Raw genomic sequence first — 17,470 nt, forward strand, 5'->3', positions numbered from 1 at the left:
CGCCCCGCACCTCGCCGCGTTCCTTCGAGAACATCTTCCCCGCGAACGACGCGCAAGCGTTCATACCTTGCGATGCCTATGCCTACAGCTTCCAGCTGTTGGTCACGTTCGCCGCGCAACGATTGGGCAAGCGCCCCTGCCTGCTACAGATCGAGGATCTCGACGTGCCGATGATCCTTGCCTTCCTAGAACACGTCGAGGAGGCGCGGGGCAACAAAGCCCGTTCGCGCAACGCAAGACTGGCTGCCATGAAGTCCTTCTTCCGCTATCTGGAGCACCGCGTACCCGCGGTGCTGGATCAGGCCCTTCGGGTGCACGCCATTCCGATGAAGAAGATAGGCGAGGCGCTCGTGGCTTCGCTTTCGCGTGCCGAGGTGCAAGCCCTGCTCGACGCACCGGATCGGCGGACATTATCCGGCATCCGCGATCGAGCCATGCTGCATCTGGCTTTCGCCGGCGGCCTTCGCGTTTCGGAACTCGTCGGTCTCGCGCTCGACCAGTTCGACGGGCGGTCGCCGGCCAGCATCCATATCATCGGCAAAGGACGACGCGAGCGCGTGCTACCGCTCTGGCAGGAGACCGCTGCCGCGATCCGCGCCTGGATCGCGGTCAGACCCAAGGATGGCGACACAGCGCTTTTCCTGAACAACGCCGGCCGGATGATGACGCGCTCTGGTTTCGAGTACATTCTTGAAAAGCACGCCGCGGTCGCAGCCAGCGTCGCGCCCACGCTGGCGACGAAGTCGATATCACCCCACGTGCTGCGGCACAGCTGCGCCATGCACATGCTTCAGGCAACGCGTGACATTCGCAAGGTTGCGCTGTGGCTCGGCCATGCCACTCTCCAAACCACAGAGATCTACCTGCGTGCGGACCCGACCGAAAAACTCGAGATGCTCGACGCCTTGGCACCGCTCGGCATCAAACCCGGCAAGTTCCGACCGCCGGATAAGTTGATCGCAATGCTGGCAGCGACCGGATAGGACATAGTTAGGCGGAGTTGACTGCCGCCTCAGGCCAGAATTTCGCCCGCCAGCGCACTGAACTCCGCATAATCATGGTCGCCGCATAGTTGCGATTATGTGGAGCACCACATAATCGCAAAGGGCCGGATGCTCTGGCTGCACTCGTCGGTGCCGAGTACGGCGGCGATCCCTTTTCCGGGGTCATCTACGTCTTCCGGGCGAAGCGGGGCGACCGGACCAAGCTGATCTGGTGGGACGGCACTGGTCTGTGCCTGATGGCGAAGAAGCTCGAGCAGGGCGGCTTTCGTTGGCCTGGGATACAGGACGGCGTGATGCGTGTGACGGCGGCCCAACTCGGCGCTTTGCTAGAAGGTTTGGACTGGCGCCGCGTACATGGTGGGCGCCGGCCGCAGGCGCCGCAGATTGCCGGTTGACGGGGCTTTCGCCTACTGATTCACTGCCTCCATGCTCACCGAAGCGGACCTACCCGAGGACGTTGCCACGCTACGCGCGTTGGTCCTCGAGCAGTCCTGGATGCTTGCCGAGGTGCAGGTCGCAAGGAGGCCCAGGTCGCTGAGCTGACCCTCGCCAAAGGTGAGGCCGATGCCGAGATCGAGCGGCTAAAGGTGATTATCGACGCCTTCATGCGCCACCGGTTCGGCCCCCGTTCCGAGCAGCTCGATCCTGACCAGCTCCAGCTTGGCCTGGAGGATGTCGAGACGGCGCTAGGTCAAGCACGCGCGGTCCGCGATGCGATCTCGCAGCTCGCTCAAAGCCATGAGCCGCGCAAGACCAACCGCGGCTCGCTTCCTGCCCACCTCGAGCGGATCGAGCAGGTGGTCGATGTAGAGGACAAGGCCTGCCCCTGCTGCGGCGGCGCGCTGCATGCGATCGGCGAGGACGTCTCCGAACGCCTCGACGTCGTGCCAACCACATTCCGCGTCCTTGTGACGCGTCGTCCACGCTACGGCTGCCGTTCTTGCGAAGGGGCGGTCGTCCAGGCGCCGGCTCCGGCCCGGATAGTCGAGGGCGGCATTCCGACCGAGGCGCTGATAGCCCAGGTTCTGGTGTCGAAGTACGCCGACCATGTTCCCCTGTACCGGCAGGCGCAGATCTACGCCCGCCAAGACATTAAGCTCGACCGTTCCACCTTGACGGACTGGGTCGGCCGAGCAGCCTGGTACCTGAGGCCGCTGCGTGATCGCACGCTCGAGGAGCTACGTAGATCGCAGCGCCTCTTTGCCGACGAGACGACGGCGCCGGTGCTAGAACCCGGACGTGGGCGCACCAAGACCGGCCAGATCTGGGCCTACGCCCGCGATGATCGACCATGGGGTGGCAGCGATCCGCCGATGGTCGCCTACGTCTACGCCCCCGACCGCAAGGCCGAACGGCCCGACGCCCATCTCGGAGACTTCGCAGGCATCCTGCAGGTGGATGGCTATGGCGGGTATACGGCGCTTGCCAAGCGTCGCCAGCAGGTCAGCCTCGCTTTCTGTTGGTCGCACGTCCGGCGTAAATTCTTTGAGCTCGCGGATAAGTCGCCAGTCGCGACCGAGATTCTGCGTCGCCTCGCCATGCTCTATGCCGTCGAGGATGAAGTACGGGGCACGTCGGCCGAGCAGCGCCGCGCCATGCGTGCTGAACATAGCCGTGTGGTGGTGGATGACCTGAAGCTCTATCTGTTAGCGCGGCTCCGGCAGGTGAGCGCCAAGAGCAAACTGGCCGATGCGATCCGCTATGCACTAAGCCGCTGGGACGGGCTCTCTCGCTTCCTCGACGACGGCCGCGTCGATCTCGACACGAACACCGTCGAGCGGTCGATCAGGCCTCTTGCCCTCAATCGCAAGAACGCCCTCTTCGCCGGTTCAGACGAAGGCGGCGACAACTGGGCGGTGATCGCCACGCTCATCGAGAACTGCAAGCTGTCCGGCATCAATCCGCACGACTGGCTGACCCGAACCCTCGTCGCTCTAGCTAAGGGTCACCCGGCTAACCACCTATCCGAGCTCATGCCCTGGACGGCCGTGCTCTGAGAACATCGCTTACCGCGCATCGCTTGAGCGACACCCTTCGGATTGCCCAGGCGGCCGGCATTTCCGTTATAATCGATACCTTTGCTTGCTGGTTCGATGCCGACATAGAGGCTGCGATCATCGCCGCGGCACCCCGCACCGCCCTCGTCCAGGTAAGCGACTATGTCTTCGGTGATCGCGGCTTGCCATGCCGCGCCGTTCCGGGTGACGGAAACAGTGGCCTGGATCGGCGAATCCCGGCGATAGCGGCCGCAGGCTATTCTGGTTGGTAAGATTTGGAGATCATCGGCCCGCGAATTCTGGCCGAGGGGCACGACTTGGCGCTCACCCGCGCGGCCGCCTTCGTGGCATCCCTTGTCGGATCCGGCTGACCACCGCGGGTAGGGATCAGAGCAACCGGGAAAATAAAGTGACCCGCCAATTTCCCGGTCGCTAGAATCCATGGCAGATCGGCAAGACGCCCTATTGCGGCCCACTCGATGCCATCGCTGCCTTGATTGCCGACGTGGCGCCGCCGTCAACGAGCAAATCGATGCCGGAGATGAAGGAAGCCGAGTCGCTCGCGAGAAACTGGGCAGCCAGGGCAATATCCATGGCGGTGCCGCCTCGACCCACGGGAGCCGCCTCGAGAACCTGTGCTGCCCCCGCGGTCTGTGCAATCTCCGACCGGCCCATGGGGGTCAGGATCATGCCTGGCGAAATGCTGACCACCCTTACGCCTCGCGGCCCCCACTCGATGGCCCGGCGCTGTGTCAGGGTGTGCACGGCCCGCTTGCTCAAGGTGTAGCTCAAGCCACCCATGCCGCCCGGGGAAGCCTCGCCGCCCATGCCGGCTATGACCGCCGCGATCGCATCGAGGAAGCCTGGCTGCAACGGATCAGCGAGCACGGCGTCCACCTGCGGGACCGCCGGCATCATGTGACCCGCCGAGGATGCGATCAGAATCGCGACGCTGCCTGGCATCAACACCGGTTCGACCGCCTGAAGCAGCAGTTCCGTAGCGACCAGGTTCACCTGCATGATCGATCGCCAGTCCGCGAGCGATGGCGACAATCCAGCCGTGTGCACCAGGACAAACGGTTGCTCGCCGCGTAACTCGCCAACAAGCTCGTCCAGGAGGGTCGCATCCGACAGGTCCCCTGCATGGGCGGCCGCGCTATAACCGTCGGTCCGAAGCTCGTCAGAAAACGCCTCCAGGCTCGCAGCCATCACGTCCGTCAGAACAAGATCGGCGGTAGTACCGAAGAGACGGGCGCAAGCCCTCCCCATGCCACCGGATGCCCCGGTTATGAGCACCTTACGGCGCGGCGTTGCGGGCATGTTGATCCTCCGTGATTGTCGAGAATAGTGGCTGGTGAGCATTCACCGGTGGTTTATTGCGGACAGAAGCGGTCTTGGGGGTCGCACGATTCATGGCTGCCAGCGATGTGTAGGGCCCTGTGCAGATCGGTTTTCAAAGCCGGGACTCTCGGAGTGCGTTCGCTATTTCTCGAGCAGTGGCACGCGCTCCTTCAAGGGTTGGATGAAAGTCCGCACCGGATTCGGGGCGAAACCCGTTGACCCATGGAGCCGCGCTGCAAGCGCTGTGCGCAGCCGAAAGTCGAGCCATGTCCACCAGGGTCGCATCTGCCTTCTTGGCCGCGGCACGCGTAACGTCAGTCAGTTTCTCCCCGACCGCGCGCATCAAGACGGCCTGCTCATCGGTAAGCCCGAGGGGACCGCAATTTCCTTCGGCAGGAATGATGACCGGATACGTAACTACGATTATTCGGGCTTGCGGCGACCTACGCACGATCTCCTTCAAGAGCGCTTGCAAATTCGCCTCGAACTTGGGGAAACCGCGGTCGTCAACCGACCTCGCTCCGGCCCAGAACATAGAGGCGAGCGAACCCGTCACCCCCTCCTCGGCGCTTGAACGCCATTATCGTGATGTCGCCGACGTAGCCGACGTCATTGCCCCCCGCAGTTAGCGTCACGAGACGGGTGCCGGGTCCCAGGGCGTCGATTTGGGGTGGCAGCAGCATCTGACCGCCCAGCCAGACATGCATGACCGTGGCGCCGGAGGACGACATGTCGGTAAAGGACGGGACATTGAGCAACCTTGCCAGTTGCTGCGGATAGCCGTTGCTGCTGCGCTGGGAGATGATTGGACTTCCTGGCGCGCGCGGTCCCAAGCCCAGGCCGGCCGCAAAGGAGCTTCCCAAAGCCACGTAGTGAAAGTTGGCAACCGGAGCGCGGCGCACATCATAGATGTAGGCCGCTCCCGTGACGACCGCGGCGCCCGCCAGCAGTGCCGCGCCTCCTTTCAACAACCGACCAGGACCCATCAGACCTTCATCCCATCCGCCCTTGCTCTGCCTCGATCCTGGCGGAGCCTTTTCACGCCTCGCCCGGGTGGCCAGCAACCGGATGAATGCCGGCGCCGTCCCGTCAGGCCGTTTCCGCGTGCTTCATGAACATCTGCACTATGTCACCCGAGGTGACGGCGCGCGCGTCGGCGCCCGCGTCCATCGGTCGTGCTCCAGCACTGGATCGCACCGACGTATCGACGCCTTGCTCAGCGGCCTTGCGGCGCAAGGCCGCCACGGTCAGGTCCTCGCGGGCATGGTGCTGGAACAGGTCGAACTTGAAATCCCGCATGGCGTTTGCGTGCGTGATCTTGTCAATCTGCGCGTCCGTGAGATGCTGGGTGGTCTCCCACAGCCGCTCCGGGACATGCGGCCAGAGTGTGTCGGAATGCGGATAGTCGCATTCGTAGGCAATGTTGTCCTCGCCGATCGCATCGATATTGTTCAGGCCGTAGGCATCGTCGATGAAGCAGCTCAGGAAGTGCTGGCGAAATACTTCGCTCGGCTTGCGGTCGCCGAAGATGGTGTTTGAGTTGGTCCACGCCTTGTGCTGCTCGTGGGAGAAGTCGGCTCGCTCCGTGAGATACGGGATCCAGCCGATACCGCTTTCCGAAAGGGCGATGCGAAGCGCCGGAAGGTCTGCAAGAGCCTTGAGATTGAGCCAGTCGGCCGCGCCAATGGAGACGGACATCGGCATCGTCGTGATCCATGCTTCGATCGGTGTTTCCATCGAGGCGTGCGGTGCGGGATTGCCCCCTCCGATGTGCAGACACAGCGTCGTTCCCAGCTCGGCCGCCGCTGCATAAAGCGGACGCCAATAGTCATTGTGGATGCTGGGCAAGCCGCGCACGGTCGGGTTGTCGTTCAAGGACACCGCGTGGCAGCCCTTGTCCGACAGCCGCCGGAGCTCGGTCACAGTCGCATCCATATCCCAGACCGGAAGCAATCCACACGGAATGAACCGGCCCGGATAGGCGCCGCACCATTCGTCAACGTGCCAGTCGTTATAAGCCTGGAGGTGGATGAGCGCCCGCACCTTGTCGGGAGCGTCGATGAAGAGGCCGCCGTCGATCATCGGGAAACTGGCAAAATTGAGAGAGGCGGCGATCCCGTTGACATTCATGTCCTCGATGCGCGCGTGGACATCGAAGCATCCGCGACGAAGCTGGTCGAACGAGGTCGGCTCCATCCCGTATTCATCGCGCGGACGGCCGACCACCGCGTTGAGACCCACGGACGGGATCTTCTTGCCCTGGTATTCCCAGAAGTTGGTGCCGTCGGTCTTTGTCCGTAGCTTTGGCGCCGTATCCAGCGCTTCTCCGGCGAGATGCCGATCGAACATGTCGCCGGGTTCGGTGATGTGGTCATCAACGCTGACGATGACGAGGTCTTCCATACGCATCGCATTCTCCAATGCTTGTGGCCAACGGCCTTTGTTTGGGCGGCAATCGGCGCGACGTTCAGTCCCAGCGCAGCGGGAGCGAGTCGATGGCAATGATATTGCCGGCGTGGAACGTGGTCGGCTTGTCGGCATCGATCCGGAACGCGGGAAGCCGCGCCAGCATCTGTTCGTAGATCACCTGAAGCTCGATCCGCGCGAGGTGCGAACCGAGGCAGCGGTGCGGGCCCACGCCAAATGCGATGTGGACGTTGTTTTCGCGGTCGAGCGCGAAGACTTCGGGGTTCTCGAACTCCCGCTTGTCGAGATCCGCGCCCGGAAGGAAGAGCATGAGGCGCTCGTCCGCCTTCATGCTCACACCGGCGAAATCGACATCGCGCGTGATCCGGCGTGTCGGCACGGTGAACGTGTAGCGGCGCAGCAGTTCCTCGGCCGCCTCGACGATGCGCTTTGGGTTCGCCCGCAGTTCATCCTGGAAGTCGGGGTTCGAAGCTATGTGGCGAATGCCGTAGCCCATGCCGTTGATCACGGTATCGAGGCCCGCGATGAAGAGCAGGACGGCGAAGTCCTCCATAAGCTCCATTGTCATCGCCTTCCCGTCGATCTCGGACTGCCAAAGCAGGCTGATCAGATCGTCCTTGGGTTCGGTCCGACGGGCCTCGATGTCGGAACGCATCGAATCCGCGACCTTGCGCATGCGAAACAGCGATCGATCGGCTCGCCCGGCGCCATGAATTCATGCACCAGCTGGCGAAATTCCGCCATTCGCTCGAGCGGCAGACCCATCATCTTGAGAAAGACCTGGACCGGCAGGGGTTCGGCAATGTCGGGGATGAAGTCGCAGTGCCCCTGCTCGATCACCCGGTCGATGAGCGAATTTGCGAGATCGCGGACCTCCTCCTTGCGCGCCATCATGGCCTTGGGCGAGAATGCGGACTGGAGCGGTGCCCGGTAGATCGTGTGGGAAGGCGGATCCAGATTGATCGGCGTGGGCAGCGGAATATGGCCGAAATCGGCCGGCAGCATCGGCCGGATCATTTCGATCATCGCGCGCGGCTGTATCTCGCTCGAAAAGACCTCGGTATCGCGCGAGGCTTCGTAATTTTCCTTGAAGCCCGTGACCACCCAATGGCCTCCGTTGCGCGGCGTCCAGAAAACCGGCGGTGCCACTTCGACGAGTTCGCGGATGCGCTCGTGAGGATCGCTGAGGAGGCCGGGGTCGAGGAACATGTCGAAATCATAGGTCGCGGAAGCCGGAATATGATCGGGCTTTGCAACCGCGGGGCTGAGGTCGGACATGGGTCTTGTTCCTTATCGAAATGCTAGTGGGCGGTAGAGTTCTGGCCGCCGGCCAGGATGAATTGCGCGGCTCGCAGACCGATCATCATCGCCGGCCCGTTGGTGTTGCCCGAAACAAGGGTCGGCATGATCGAGGTATCGGCCACGCGGAGCCCGGTCACGCCGCGAACGCGCAGCTGCGGGTCGACGACTGCGCGCTCGTCCGAGCCCATGCGCGCCGTGCCGGCCGAGTGGAAACACGATCCACTCAGGCTCATCGCGTTCACCAGGATATCCTCGTCGCTCTGAAACGCGCTGGTCGGCGCGCATTCTTCCACCACCCAGTCGCTGAGGGCAGGCTGCGCTGCCAGTCGCCGGTTCCAGCGGAATGCCGCGACGAAGCGCTGGCGATCAATTTCGGCCGAAAGGTGATTGACGTTGATGTAGGGCGCGGCGCCGTCGGCTGGCGATACCAGCCGCACTTCGCCCTGGCTTTCCGGACGCGTGAAATAAGTCACGAACGTGATCCCGGGGAACGGATCGAGCGCGATGTCGCCGCTCTTCCCCGAACTGCTGGCCGATACGGTCATGAGGCCGAACTGCAGATCGGCATGCGGCAATTTAGGATCGGACTTGGCGAACCCACCGATTTCGTGCGCCGAATGCGTCATCGGCCCCTTGCGCCCGGCCAAGTAGCGAAGCATCGAGAGGCCCGCTCGCCATCCGCCGAGATCGCGATTCTGGCTGTGGCTGCGCACCTGCAACCGGAGGTCGGCATGGCGATGCTCCCGCAGATTGCGGCCGACTTCCGGCGCATCCACGACTACCGGTATCCCGAGCGACAGCCCCAGCGCTCCCGGCCCGATGCCGGACTTCTGGAGCAGGAGCGGGGTTTGAATGGCGCCGGCGGAAATGATCACTTCGCCATCGGCGCCGACGCTTCGCTCACCCTTCTCGTCACGGATGCGGACCCCGGTGGCGCGCTGGCCTTCGAATTCCACGCGCAACACGTCCGTGTTCGTCGCGATGTGGAGGTTTGGCCGCCCGCGAGCACCGTCGAGGAACGCGCGCGCGGCGCTGAAGCGCTGGTTCTGCCACCTGGTCGAAGGTTGATACCCCATGCCGCCGCTGCGAACCGCTTCGGTGCCGTTGACGTCTGCAACTCGCGCGATTCCCATCTCCCCGGCCGCATCGAGAATTGCTTCACAAAGGGGATCACCGGCTGGATGGGTGGTAATCCGCTGCGGTCCGCCCGCCCCCCGGTCGGCTCCCGGACCAAGATCGTGGTCTTCGAGCGTCCGGAAGACGGGAAGGACATCTTCCCAGCCCCAGCCGTCGCATCCCGACGAAGCCCAGCCATCGTAGTCGAGCGGGGCCCCCCGCATGTAGATCATACCGTTCACCGAACTGGACCCGCCGAGCGTTCGTCCTCGATACCAGCGCTCGGCCGGATAGTTACCGCCCGTCTCGACCTGGTAATCCCAGATGTATTTGCTGCCCGGGTTGAGCAGCAGGCCCAGCCCGCGGGGCATGTGCACGAACAGGCTTTTGTCCGCAGGTCCGCTTTCGACCAGCAGCACCGATCGCGATGGGTCCGCGGAGAGCCTCTCGGCAAGCGGGCACCCCGCTGACCCCGCCCCTACCACGATGTAGTCATAGCGGTCTTTCACGACACGCTGAATCTTGCCGGAAGCGACATGCCCGACGAACCTGGCTGGCGGTTGATCCACACGGTACCGATCAGCATCAGGCGGTCTCCTCCAGGAAAGTGATGATACGTTCGGGACAGGATCGTGCGCCCCGGCGCGCGAGCGCTTCATCGCCCGGGGCCACGTCGAAGCCCTCTGTCGCGACGTATCCGTCTTCGTCGAGGGGGAAGAGAACCTCTGCGACCGCATGGCACCGGGCATTCCCGACGCACTGCGCCTTCTCGATCCGGATTCTCGCTTGTCCCATCACGCTCTCCCGAATGCGCGCCGCTGCATGCTCACATGGTGATAGCATGGAGCCACCAACCGATGCAAGCATTGCACCTTGTGATGTGCATTATGCGGTATCGGGGCATTCAGTGAGTAGGGAACGGGTCATACCCGGCCTTACGGCAACCCCGACTGTGAGGACGCGCCTCCCGCCTGATGTTGCTTCAGCCATCCAAGCAGGGCCGCTTCGGCGTCGTCGTGCCCGGTTGCCAGGCCGAGGCTTGCCTCGATCGCGATCAAGGAGGCCAGGGCCTGCAGGAGCACGGCCGTAGCGCCGGGAGAGGTTGGCAGGACTATGCCATGCGACCTCGCATAGATTTCGAGGATACCTGCCATGGCGTGACGGAACCTCTCGGTATAGATCTTGTACTCGCCGGCGATAGAGGGATGGCGGATCGCCAGCCTCATCAACTCCAGAATGACAGCAGCGGATTGCCTGATGTTGTCCCAGAGCAGAACGAGCGCGTCGCCGGTCTTGGCGGCCTCTCGCAAAACCTGCTCCGAACGCGCACCTTCTTCACGCATCACTGCCACGAAGACCTGTTCCATGGTGCCGAAGTAATAGTGGACGATGTGGCGCTGTAGCCCGACCTTGTCGGCCAGGCGCCGGGCCGTGACCGCGCTGGCCCCTTCATCCCGCAGGATATGGACCGCCGCCTGGATCAATTCTGCGCGGGTCCTCGAACTTTCGGCGCCGGTGCGGCGTTTGGGAACTGGTGTCACGTCGAAAGCCCCTGAAAATAATGACCCGCCGCCCGGACGGGCGGTCATCGGTATCTCTTAGCACCCGGGCTTTCGCATCGGCAGTCCAACGTCATCAGCGAATTCGCCCGGCGGTGAAGCGGACCGCCGCTTCGAGGGTTTCACCGGACGGCATGAATGGCTGGTACTGGCTCCCTAGGCGATACCTTCTACCCCGTGACTTCAAACCGTGACATTGCAGCTTTCGCCATGTCGGCGACGAGCCCAGCAATGATCCAACTACGGCAGGCAGGCTAATTGATCTGCGCGACCCTGGTTGCACTGGCGCAAAGAACTGCTGACGTGCAGCATCATCAACGGCAGGCTTCCCGTGACCAGGTTATGTCAGCAGCTTTGTGCCCATCAACTTGAGCTTATCGATGATCGTGCCGGCGAAAAGAGCGATCGTGGGCGGCAGCTCGATTTCGGCGTGAACCCTCGTATCGATCACCTCGATCTTCGTTCCAACGCGCTGCCCAACCGCCTCGATCACAAAAAATAGCGTATCCCCATCCCAGTAATGCTCTTTCAGCGAACCGCCTGGTATAATCCCGGCAATCTGACCGACGCCGTTCCCAAGCTTCTCACGCGCCGCGGCTTTGCCGACCTTGTGCGGGATGTCGAACGTGATTGGATCGGGCACCGGGGAGCGGACTTTCAATCGTCGTATAGGTGAGCGGCAGGAGGTTCGTCGGGATTTTTCTGCAGTCGCCTATCGAATTGGGCGGGTGGGACGAGCTCATAAATCGGTATTCAGCCCCGCCTTTGCAGTTATACCCACCAGGTATTCAAGGCATCTCGCCCCCCCTGCCCCATTGTGGTCGCCAGCCCGATATAATCATGCAGCCGCAAATTCGTTGCTACGCCCTCCCCGCTTTGGCAAGTCGGGCACCGAAATCGAGGCCGCATGCTCTATCCGTCACGCAAGATACTGCCCGACCACGTGCCGCCCGAGCTGGTCGTCGACTACGACACGTTCTCGGTCGATGCGCCCGACGGCGACTTTGCTGCGGCGATGGTCCGGCTGCGCGATTCGGGCGTGCCGGCGCTGTTCTGGACGCAGCGAAATGGCGGGCACTGGGTAGCCACGGGCAGCAGCCAGGTCCGACAGATCCTTGAGGACGCCGCGAATTTCTCGAGCCGCGCCATGCGTGTGCCCAAATCAGCCAACCCGGTTCCGCCGATCATCCCGTTGATGCTCGACCCACCTGAGCACCACAAATATCGCCGCCTGATCGGCCCCGCGATGACACCCAAGAAAGTGCAACAACTCGAGGATCGGGCGCGGATCCTGTCGGTCGACCTGATCGAAACGATTGCACCGCTGGGCCGCTGCGAATTCATCTGCGATTTCGCGCAGCAAATGCCGATCGCGATCTTCATGGGGATGCTCGATCTGCCGGCGGGTGACCGGGACCACATCATGGCTGTCGTCGACCGGATCATCAGGCCCGACGTGCCCGAGACGCGTATGCGCGGTTTCGAGGAACTGGCGGACTATACCATGGCCAAGGTCCGTGAGCGCAGGGCCAGCCCCGGCGAGGACCTGGTGAGCCAGCTTGCGCTAGCACAGATTGATGGCGAGCTGCTCGACGACGCGGCGTTGCAAGGACTCATGAGCGTGCTGCTCCTCGCCGGGCTCGATACCGTGGCGGGTATGCTGGGCTTCATCGTCCGTTTCCTCGCTACGAGCCCGGCTCACCGGCGGCAGCTGCGCGAGGAGCCTGCCCTCATCAGTTCGGCAATCGAGGAATTCCTGCGTCGGATGGCGATGGTCAACCTTACCCGCGAAGTAGAGCGAGACGTTGTGCTAGACGGCGTCTTACTCAAGCGCGGCGACCTCGTCGTCGTATCCACACCGCTCGGTAATTTCCCGCAAGACGGACAAGACTGGCTCGCCGTCGATTTCCATCGGCCACGCATTGCCCATACCACCTTCGGTGCGGGACCGCACTTTTGCCTCGGCGCCATGCTCGCTCGGGCGGAGATCCGGATTTTCCTCGAAGAATGGTTGAGCCGCATCCCAGACTTCGAAATTCCCGAAAGTGCAGAACTCAAGGTTCAGGTCGGTGCGGCCGCAATGATACCCCAGCTGCCACTGATCTGGTCGCCGATCGAGAAAGACGCTCCCACCGTATTTGCCGGGACGATCTCGAATAGCAGCGCCGGCTTGCCAACGATGCGCCATCCGTCTAGCTCGGCGGAGCGATGACGAACCAGCCGGTCCAGTTTTTTTGGTACTTTAGCTATCCGACGCCCACGGCGGACGGAGGTTTCGGCTTGGCCTGATCATTAGGCAAAAACGATACCAACGAGCCGCCAGCCCTGGCGGCTTTTTTTGTCGCCGGTCTGCCCACTCCCAAGACGGGAAAATCCATGTCACGGTCCACAGACGACGTCCGTATCCGCGCAATCCAGGAATTGAGCTCGCCCGCCGAGGTCATGGCCGAGATCGCTCGCACCCCGCCCATCGCGGCGACTGTCGCTTCGGGCCGGCGAGCCGTCCACGACATGCTCGAGGACAAGGACGATCGCCTGCTCGTCGTGGTCGGCCCCTGTTCGGTCCATGACCCCAAGGCAGCGCTTGAATATGCTCGCTTGCTCGCGGGGCAAAGGCATCGGCTGCGCGAGGACCTCGAAATCCAGATGCGGGTCTATTTCGAGAAACCGCGCACGACCGTTGGGTGGAAGGGCCTGATCAACGATCCCGGCCTCGATGGCAGTTTCCGGATCAACGAGGGCCTGCGCCAGGCGCGCGGCCTGCTTCTCGCGATCAACGAGATGGACCTGCCGGCGGCCTGCGAATTCCTCGACGTGATAACGCCCCAGTACATTGCCGACCTTGTCAGCTGGGGCGCGATCGGAGCACGCACGACGGAAAGTCAGATCCACCGCGAGATGGCCTCGGGCCTGTCCTGCCCGATCGGCTTCAAGAACGGCACGGCCGGCGATATTCAGATCGCCATCGATGCCATTGTCGCGGCATCGCAGCCGCACCATTTTTTGGCGGTCACCAAAGCGGGCCGCGCGAGCATCGCCAGCACGAGCGGCAACGATGATTGCCATGTCGTTCTGCGCGGCGGAAGCGTGCCGAACTATGACGCCGCGGGCGTGGCGGCGGCCTGCGCAGCGCTAGGCAAACGCGGCCTCAGGCAAAAAGTGATGATCGACGTCAGCCATGCCAACAGCGCCAAGCGTCCGGAAAACCAGCCAGGCGTCGTTGCCGACATCTGCGCGCGTCTCGAGCGCGGCGATCATCGCATCATGGGCGCCATGATCGAAAGCAACTTGGTCGCGGGACGCCAGGACCTCACGCCAGGCCGCGCTTTGACTTACGGCCAGAGCATCACCGACGGGTGTATCGATTGGGAGACGACCGCCGCGCTGCTAGACGATCTCGCGAAGGCCGTCCGCGCGCGGCGGGTAGCCGGCATCGCCGAACCGCGATCCAAGGACCGGTTGCTCGCATGAGAATCAGACCTCGGCAGACCAGCGATGCCCGCGGCCAGGTATGTCGATCCTGCTAGCCATCGAACGAACGGGGTCGGCTATGATAACGCGGCACAGATCGTCGTTCGCCCAGTCAACTGGACCCGAGGCTTTAGCCTCGAGCTCGCGGTCAGGGTTTGCGCAGCAACCCGCGCGCTGCCAGCCATTCATAGAATTGCGGCAGCAACATTGTGCTCGTCGTGCCCGGCTTGCCGGCGCCGGAATCCGTGCCCGCCCTGCTCGTAAGCATGGAGTTCCGCCGGCCTTGCGGCCTTGTGCCAGGCGCTGACCAGCCCAAATCCCTGGTTTCCGAATAGAGGGTCGTCGAGCGCTAGCGCAATGAACATCGGCGGCGCTCCTGCGGGAACCGAAACCTCCCGCATTGGCCCGTAGATGGAAGCGAAGAATGCAGGCCGTACTGCCGGGTCAGCGGTCAGAACGACGTCGCGCGTCGCCATAGCCCCTGCCGAAAAGCCGATCATGCCGACGCGTGCAGGGTCGATCTTCCATGTTGAAGCACCTGCCCGTAGCATTTTCAGGGCCTGGACCGCGTCGGCGACCGCAGGCGGCGCAAGCGGCACCATCGTCTTTTCCGGGTCGGTCATCAGGGCCGCCATCGAGGTGGCCAGGCTGCCCATCAGGGCTTTCTCGTCCGCTGGGGTTTGCGCGGTGCGATATTTGAGTACGAAGGCCGCCACGCCGCGCTCGGCAAGCCAGCGCGCAATCGCCCAGCCTTCGGCGTCCATCGACAGCATGGTGAAACCGCCGCCGGGAAGAATGAGGACTGCCGCGCCGGTCGCCTTCTCGGGTGCGGGCAAGAAGGGCGTGATAGTGGGCCTGGTGACATTGCGGACAACGGGATGGCTTCCAAGCATGCGATCCCAGACTTCGTTCTGAGAATCCGGCGCCGGCGCCGGCGCTTGGCTGGGGTAAAGGAGCAATTCTGGCGCAGGCGACGGCGGCGGCGCGATCCGTTCGAACATCGCAGGCGCGGCGACCTGCTGTGCTGAGGCTGGAACAGCAGCCAGCGCCAAGGCCATCACGCCTGCACCGCGCATGACGCCCGCGAGGGTAGCCAAGGAACGCCTGCGTTTAATTGCGTTTCGCATTTCAAACTCCCAATGCGATCCTGCCTCAAACGCCTGACTTGGCGTTTCGCGGATGCCCCACCCGGCTCCATGCCGAGCGATATCCTTCATCCGATCGCTGCGAGGCCGTGCCAGTCCGACACGGCAGCCGTGTTACGGGCTACGAGCGTGCAGAGGAGCTCCGCATTGTGCTCGGTCCGCTCGACGTAGGCCGCGGCGATCATCGTCATCCACAGCCCGGAGACGATGTTGCGCCGATAGCTCTCCAGCGCGGCCTCGAGCGTGTAGGTGGGATCGGTTTCGGCGACCAAGCGGCAGTGCTCGGCTATGAGGTCACGCTCGCAGCTGCGACGATCCTCCGGGCTCAGGCTTCCGCTCAGGAAGTAGGCTACGTCGTATTGTGGATCTCCCGCTCCCAGGCTCTGCCAGTCTATGAGACAGGCGCCCAAACCTTCAGGCCGCTCCTCGAACAGAATGTTGTCCACGCGCGCGTCGCCGTGGATGAGCGTCCGGCGCGCAGGAGGCCGAGCCAGCCACTGTCCCGCCAGGCCGGCGAAGCGGTCCACGACATCGAGGGCCTCCGGCGACAGGCGATTTCCCAGCCAGTCGCGCAGCACCGACGCGCCCTTCGCGCAGGCCGGTAGCAACCGTTCTGGCCGCGTCAACCAGTCGAGGCCAAAGACATCGGTCGACGCCAGATAGGCGCGGTGGAAGCGCGCAAGCTCACCAACGACCGCGGCCGCCTCGGGGATCGAACATCCGGCGATCTGATCTCCTGCCCGGGCCATGCCGGAGAGGTCTTCAAGCAGAAGGTTGCACAGACCCGTTTCGTCGCCAGCGCCGAAGTAGAGCCGAGGAATGCGGAACGGGGGCGATTTACCGAACAGGCCGAAGGCATTCCGCTCGCGCTCGAACGGGCTGGTGGCGCTCAGCATGCCGTTCGCGGGTCGCCCGATCTTGCAAATCGTGGATCGCGGCGCCGTTATGTGACCAACGTTGTAGGACATTCGCACGCGCAGCGTAGCGCTCGTCGTGCCGTGGCCGATGGCCGTTATCTCCGGCTCCATGGCGATCCGTTGAGGCGTGACGACGCCCCCCGCTGCCAATGCCTTCTCGAGCCAGTTGGCTGTGATGCCCTCGGGTCCTGTAACCAGCACTGGTTCCCCCCAGAGCAGCAGGATCGAATTCGTCTCCATCCTCGCCCCAGAAACCCTTTTCGTAGGAGGAATTCCAGCAGCGAGTGAGCCGGCCGTCTTCCGCCTCGAAAACCTCAATGCCGCAAAGCCTGATGTCGCGGCCATCGCCGCTGACCATATTCCACACCGAGGTCACGAAGCGATCATCAGCGTGAACGACCCGGTGGGTAAAATGGGGCTTGAGCGCTACCGAGCGTTTCACCCTCTCGATCTGTTCGTCATGGCCGAGCCTCGTCACGGCGCCCGGGTCATGTCGCACGATCGGGTCGGCACAGACCTCGCGGACGAGTTCAACCTCGCCGTTGTTGTAAACCCGTTCCCAGTAGATTTCGATCAACTCCCGGGGTGAGCGGACTGTCATGCAAAGATCCCTCACAATTCCGCGACTGAATGAACATGCGACATGGCACTCACCGAAGCCTAATGCAATTGCCTACGCGCATTCTTCGCCGGCATAGACGGAACCCTTTGATGGGTGGACTGCGGCACGCGATGCAGAGCCTCCTCACATCCGGTCGTCAGGCATCCATACCCGATGCCGAAGATCCCGCACCTTCCGGTGGCACCCCCAAGAGCGGTCCAGGATTCTCGTGATGATGTGCAAGCGGCCGGAGTTGATTGCCCACTTCCAGGATGCCAGCACCGCGCGATGTCGAAACACTTGGGCTCACTGCCAGGCGCAGTCGCCCCCGGCGCCGAGGACGCCAATGCGCAGATGTATCGCTCTCCAGGCCCGCGCCCCTTCGAAGGCTCCTAGCGCTTCGAGCTCGTTCGCGCGCTGCAATGCGAACGAGGATGCGTCCTCGCCGTGCTGACGTTCGACCTCGAGCGCGCAGGCCCACAAATGCCGGTTCTCGGTCATCTGCATGTCGAGGATCGGCCTGGGAGACATGGTCTGGGAGGCTACCCACACTCTAAAGCGATCGCAACGGCATGGCCGTCATCCCAATA

19 protein-coding genes and 1 pseudogene are annotated in these 17,470 nt (G+C 63.2%); 6 read left to right on the top strand and 14 right to left on the bottom strand.

Translation table 11 applies throughout. The annotated features are described in order from the left end of the window. Positions 1–98: 98 nt before the first annotated feature. From KRR38_RS08905 to KRR38_RS08920, 4 genes and pseudogenes are all read left to right on the top strand, one after another. The gene (locus KRR38_RS08905; protein WP_254514703.1) at positions 99–983 is read left to right on the top strand and encodes a tyrosine-type recombinase/integrase; all 885 of its coding nucleotides are present in this window, start codon (positions 99–101) and stop codon (positions 981–983) included. Between the two features lie 89 nt (positions 984–1,072). Continuing rightward, the gene (tnpB, locus tag KRR38_RS08910; protein WP_217400674.1) at positions 1,073–1,399 is read left to right on the top strand and encodes an IS66 family insertion sequence element accessory protein TnpB; all 327 of its coding nucleotides are present in this window, start codon (positions 1,073–1,075) and stop codon (positions 1,397–1,399) included. 31 nt (positions 1,400–1,430) lie between these two features. Next, positions 1,431–3,001, top strand: a pseudogene (locus KRR38_RS08915) (IS66 family transposase). Positions 3,002–3,024: 23 nt separating this feature from the next. Then, positions 3,025–3,273, top strand: a complete 249-nt coding sequence (locus tag KRR38_RS08920; RefSeq protein ID WP_217400676.1) for a hypothetical protein — start codon at positions 3,025–3,027, stop codon at positions 3,271–3,273. Positions 3,274–3,463: 190 nt separating this feature from the next. On the opposite strand, the gene KRR38_RS08925 is transcribed toward KRR38_RS08920, so the two are convergent. The 10 genes from KRR38_RS08925 to KRR38_RS08965 all read right to left on the bottom strand — a co-directional run bounded on the left by KRR38_RS08925 (position 3,464) and on the right by KRR38_RS08965 (position 11,389). Next, positions 3,464–4,321 (bottom strand): SDR family oxidoreductase, encoded by an 858-nt coding sequence (locus KRR38_RS08925; protein WP_217400678.1) that lies wholly within the window; start codon positions 4,319–4,321, stop codon positions 3,464–3,466. Positions 4,322–4,454: 133 nt separating this feature from the next. Further along, a complete protein-coding gene (locus KRR38_RS37705) occupies positions 4,455–4,877 on the bottom strand; it encodes a GDSL-type esterase/lipase family protein (RefSeq protein ID WP_375293454.1) in 423 nt (140 codons plus the stop codon). Next, on the bottom strand, positions 4,849–5,328 hold the full coding sequence (locus KRR38_RS08935) for a GDSL-type esterase/lipase family protein (protein ID WP_217400682.1): 480 nt from the start codon (positions 5,326–5,328) through the stop codon (positions 4,849–4,851). The genes KRR38_RS37705 and KRR38_RS08935 overlap by 29 nt, the downstream gene beginning before the upstream one ends. Positions 5,329–5,431: 103 nt before the next feature. Next, a complete protein-coding gene (locus KRR38_RS08940) occupies positions 5,432–6,883 on the bottom strand; it encodes an amidohydrolase family protein (RefSeq protein ID WP_254514704.1) in 1,452 nt (483 codons plus the stop codon). Continuing rightward, positions 6,810–7,424, bottom strand: coding sequence for a cytochrome P450 (locus tag KRR38_RS35910; protein ID WP_254514705.1), 615 nt, complete (start codon positions 7,422–7,424; stop codon positions 6,810–6,812). Before KRR38_RS35910 ends, KRR38_RS08940 begins: the two co-directional genes overlap by 74 nt. Beyond that, complete coding sequence (locus KRR38_RS35915; protein WP_254514706.1) at positions 7,376–8,047, bottom strand: cytochrome P450; 672 nt, start codon at positions 8,045–8,047, stop codon at positions 7,376–7,378. The genes KRR38_RS35910 and KRR38_RS35915 overlap by 49 nt, the downstream gene beginning before the upstream one ends. Before the next feature lie 23 nt (positions 8,048–8,070). Continuing rightward, positions 8,071–9,696 (bottom strand): GMC family oxidoreductase N-terminal domain-containing protein, encoded by a 1,626-nt coding sequence (locus KRR38_RS08950; RefSeq protein WP_309141001.1) that lies wholly within the window; start codon positions 9,694–9,696, stop codon positions 8,071–8,073. Between the two features lie 76 nt (positions 9,697–9,772). Then, positions 9,773–9,982: a ferredoxin gene (locus KRR38_RS08955; RefSeq protein WP_217400686.1), complete on the bottom strand. Its 210-nt coding sequence runs from the start codon at positions 9,980–9,982 to the stop codon at positions 9,773–9,775. A 140-nt stretch (positions 9,983–10,122) separates the two neighbouring features. Then, entirely contained in the window at positions 10,123–10,776 is a 654-nt protein-coding gene (locus KRR38_RS08960; protein WP_217400688.1) for a TetR/AcrR family transcriptional regulator, read from the bottom strand. A gap of 310 nt (positions 10,777–11,086) precedes the next feature. After that, positions 11,087–11,389, bottom strand: a complete 303-nt coding sequence (locus KRR38_RS08965; RefSeq protein ID WP_217400690.1) for a polyhydroxyalkanoic acid system family protein — start codon at positions 11,387–11,389, stop codon at positions 11,087–11,089. A gap of 264 nt (positions 11,390–11,653) precedes the next feature. Here KRR38_RS08965 and KRR38_RS08970 point away from each other — a divergent pair, with 264 nt between their 5' ends. Continuing rightward, positions 11,654–12,958, top strand: coding sequence for a cytochrome P450 (locus KRR38_RS08970; protein WP_217400692.1), 1,305 nt, complete (start codon positions 11,654–11,656; stop codon positions 12,956–12,958). 164 nt (positions 12,959–13,122) lie between these two features. After that, positions 13,123–14,217 (top strand): 3-deoxy-7-phosphoheptulonate synthase, encoded by a 1,095-nt coding sequence (locus tag KRR38_RS08975; protein WP_217400695.1) that lies wholly within the window; start codon positions 13,123–13,125, stop codon positions 14,215–14,217. Between the two features lie 185 nt (positions 14,218–14,402). Here KRR38_RS08975 and KRR38_RS08980 read toward each other — a convergent pair whose 3' ends face one another. The 4 genes from KRR38_RS08980 to KRR38_RS08995 form a co-directional block, all read right to left on the bottom strand. Next, the gene (locus KRR38_RS08980) at positions 14,403–15,434 is read right to left on the bottom strand and encodes an alpha/beta hydrolase (RefSeq protein WP_254514707.1); all 1,032 of its coding nucleotides are present in this window, start codon (positions 15,432–15,434) and stop codon (positions 14,403–14,405) included. After that, complete coding sequence (locus KRR38_RS08985; protein WP_375293455.1) at positions 15,431–16,309, bottom strand: aminoglycoside phosphotransferase family protein; 879 nt, start codon at positions 16,307–16,309, stop codon at positions 15,431–15,433. Before KRR38_RS08985 ends, KRR38_RS08980 begins: the two co-directional genes overlap by 4 nt. Next, complete coding sequence (locus KRR38_RS37710; protein WP_217400697.1) at positions 16,200–16,880, bottom strand: nuclear transport factor 2 family protein; 681 nt, start codon at positions 16,878–16,880, stop codon at positions 16,200–16,202. The genes KRR38_RS08985 and KRR38_RS37710 overlap by 110 nt, the downstream gene beginning before the upstream one ends. Positions 16,881–17,186: 306 nt before the next feature. Continuing rightward, complete coding sequence (locus KRR38_RS08995) at positions 17,187–17,411, bottom strand: DUF6961 family protein (RefSeq protein ID WP_217400699.1); 225 nt, start codon at positions 17,409–17,411, stop codon at positions 17,187–17,189. Positions 17,412–17,470 lie beyond the last annotated feature (59 nt).

The organism is Novosphingobium sp. G106, assembly GCF_019075875.1.
GTDB lineage: Bacteria > Pseudomonadota > Alphaproteobacteria > Sphingomonadales > Sphingomonadaceae > Novosphingobium.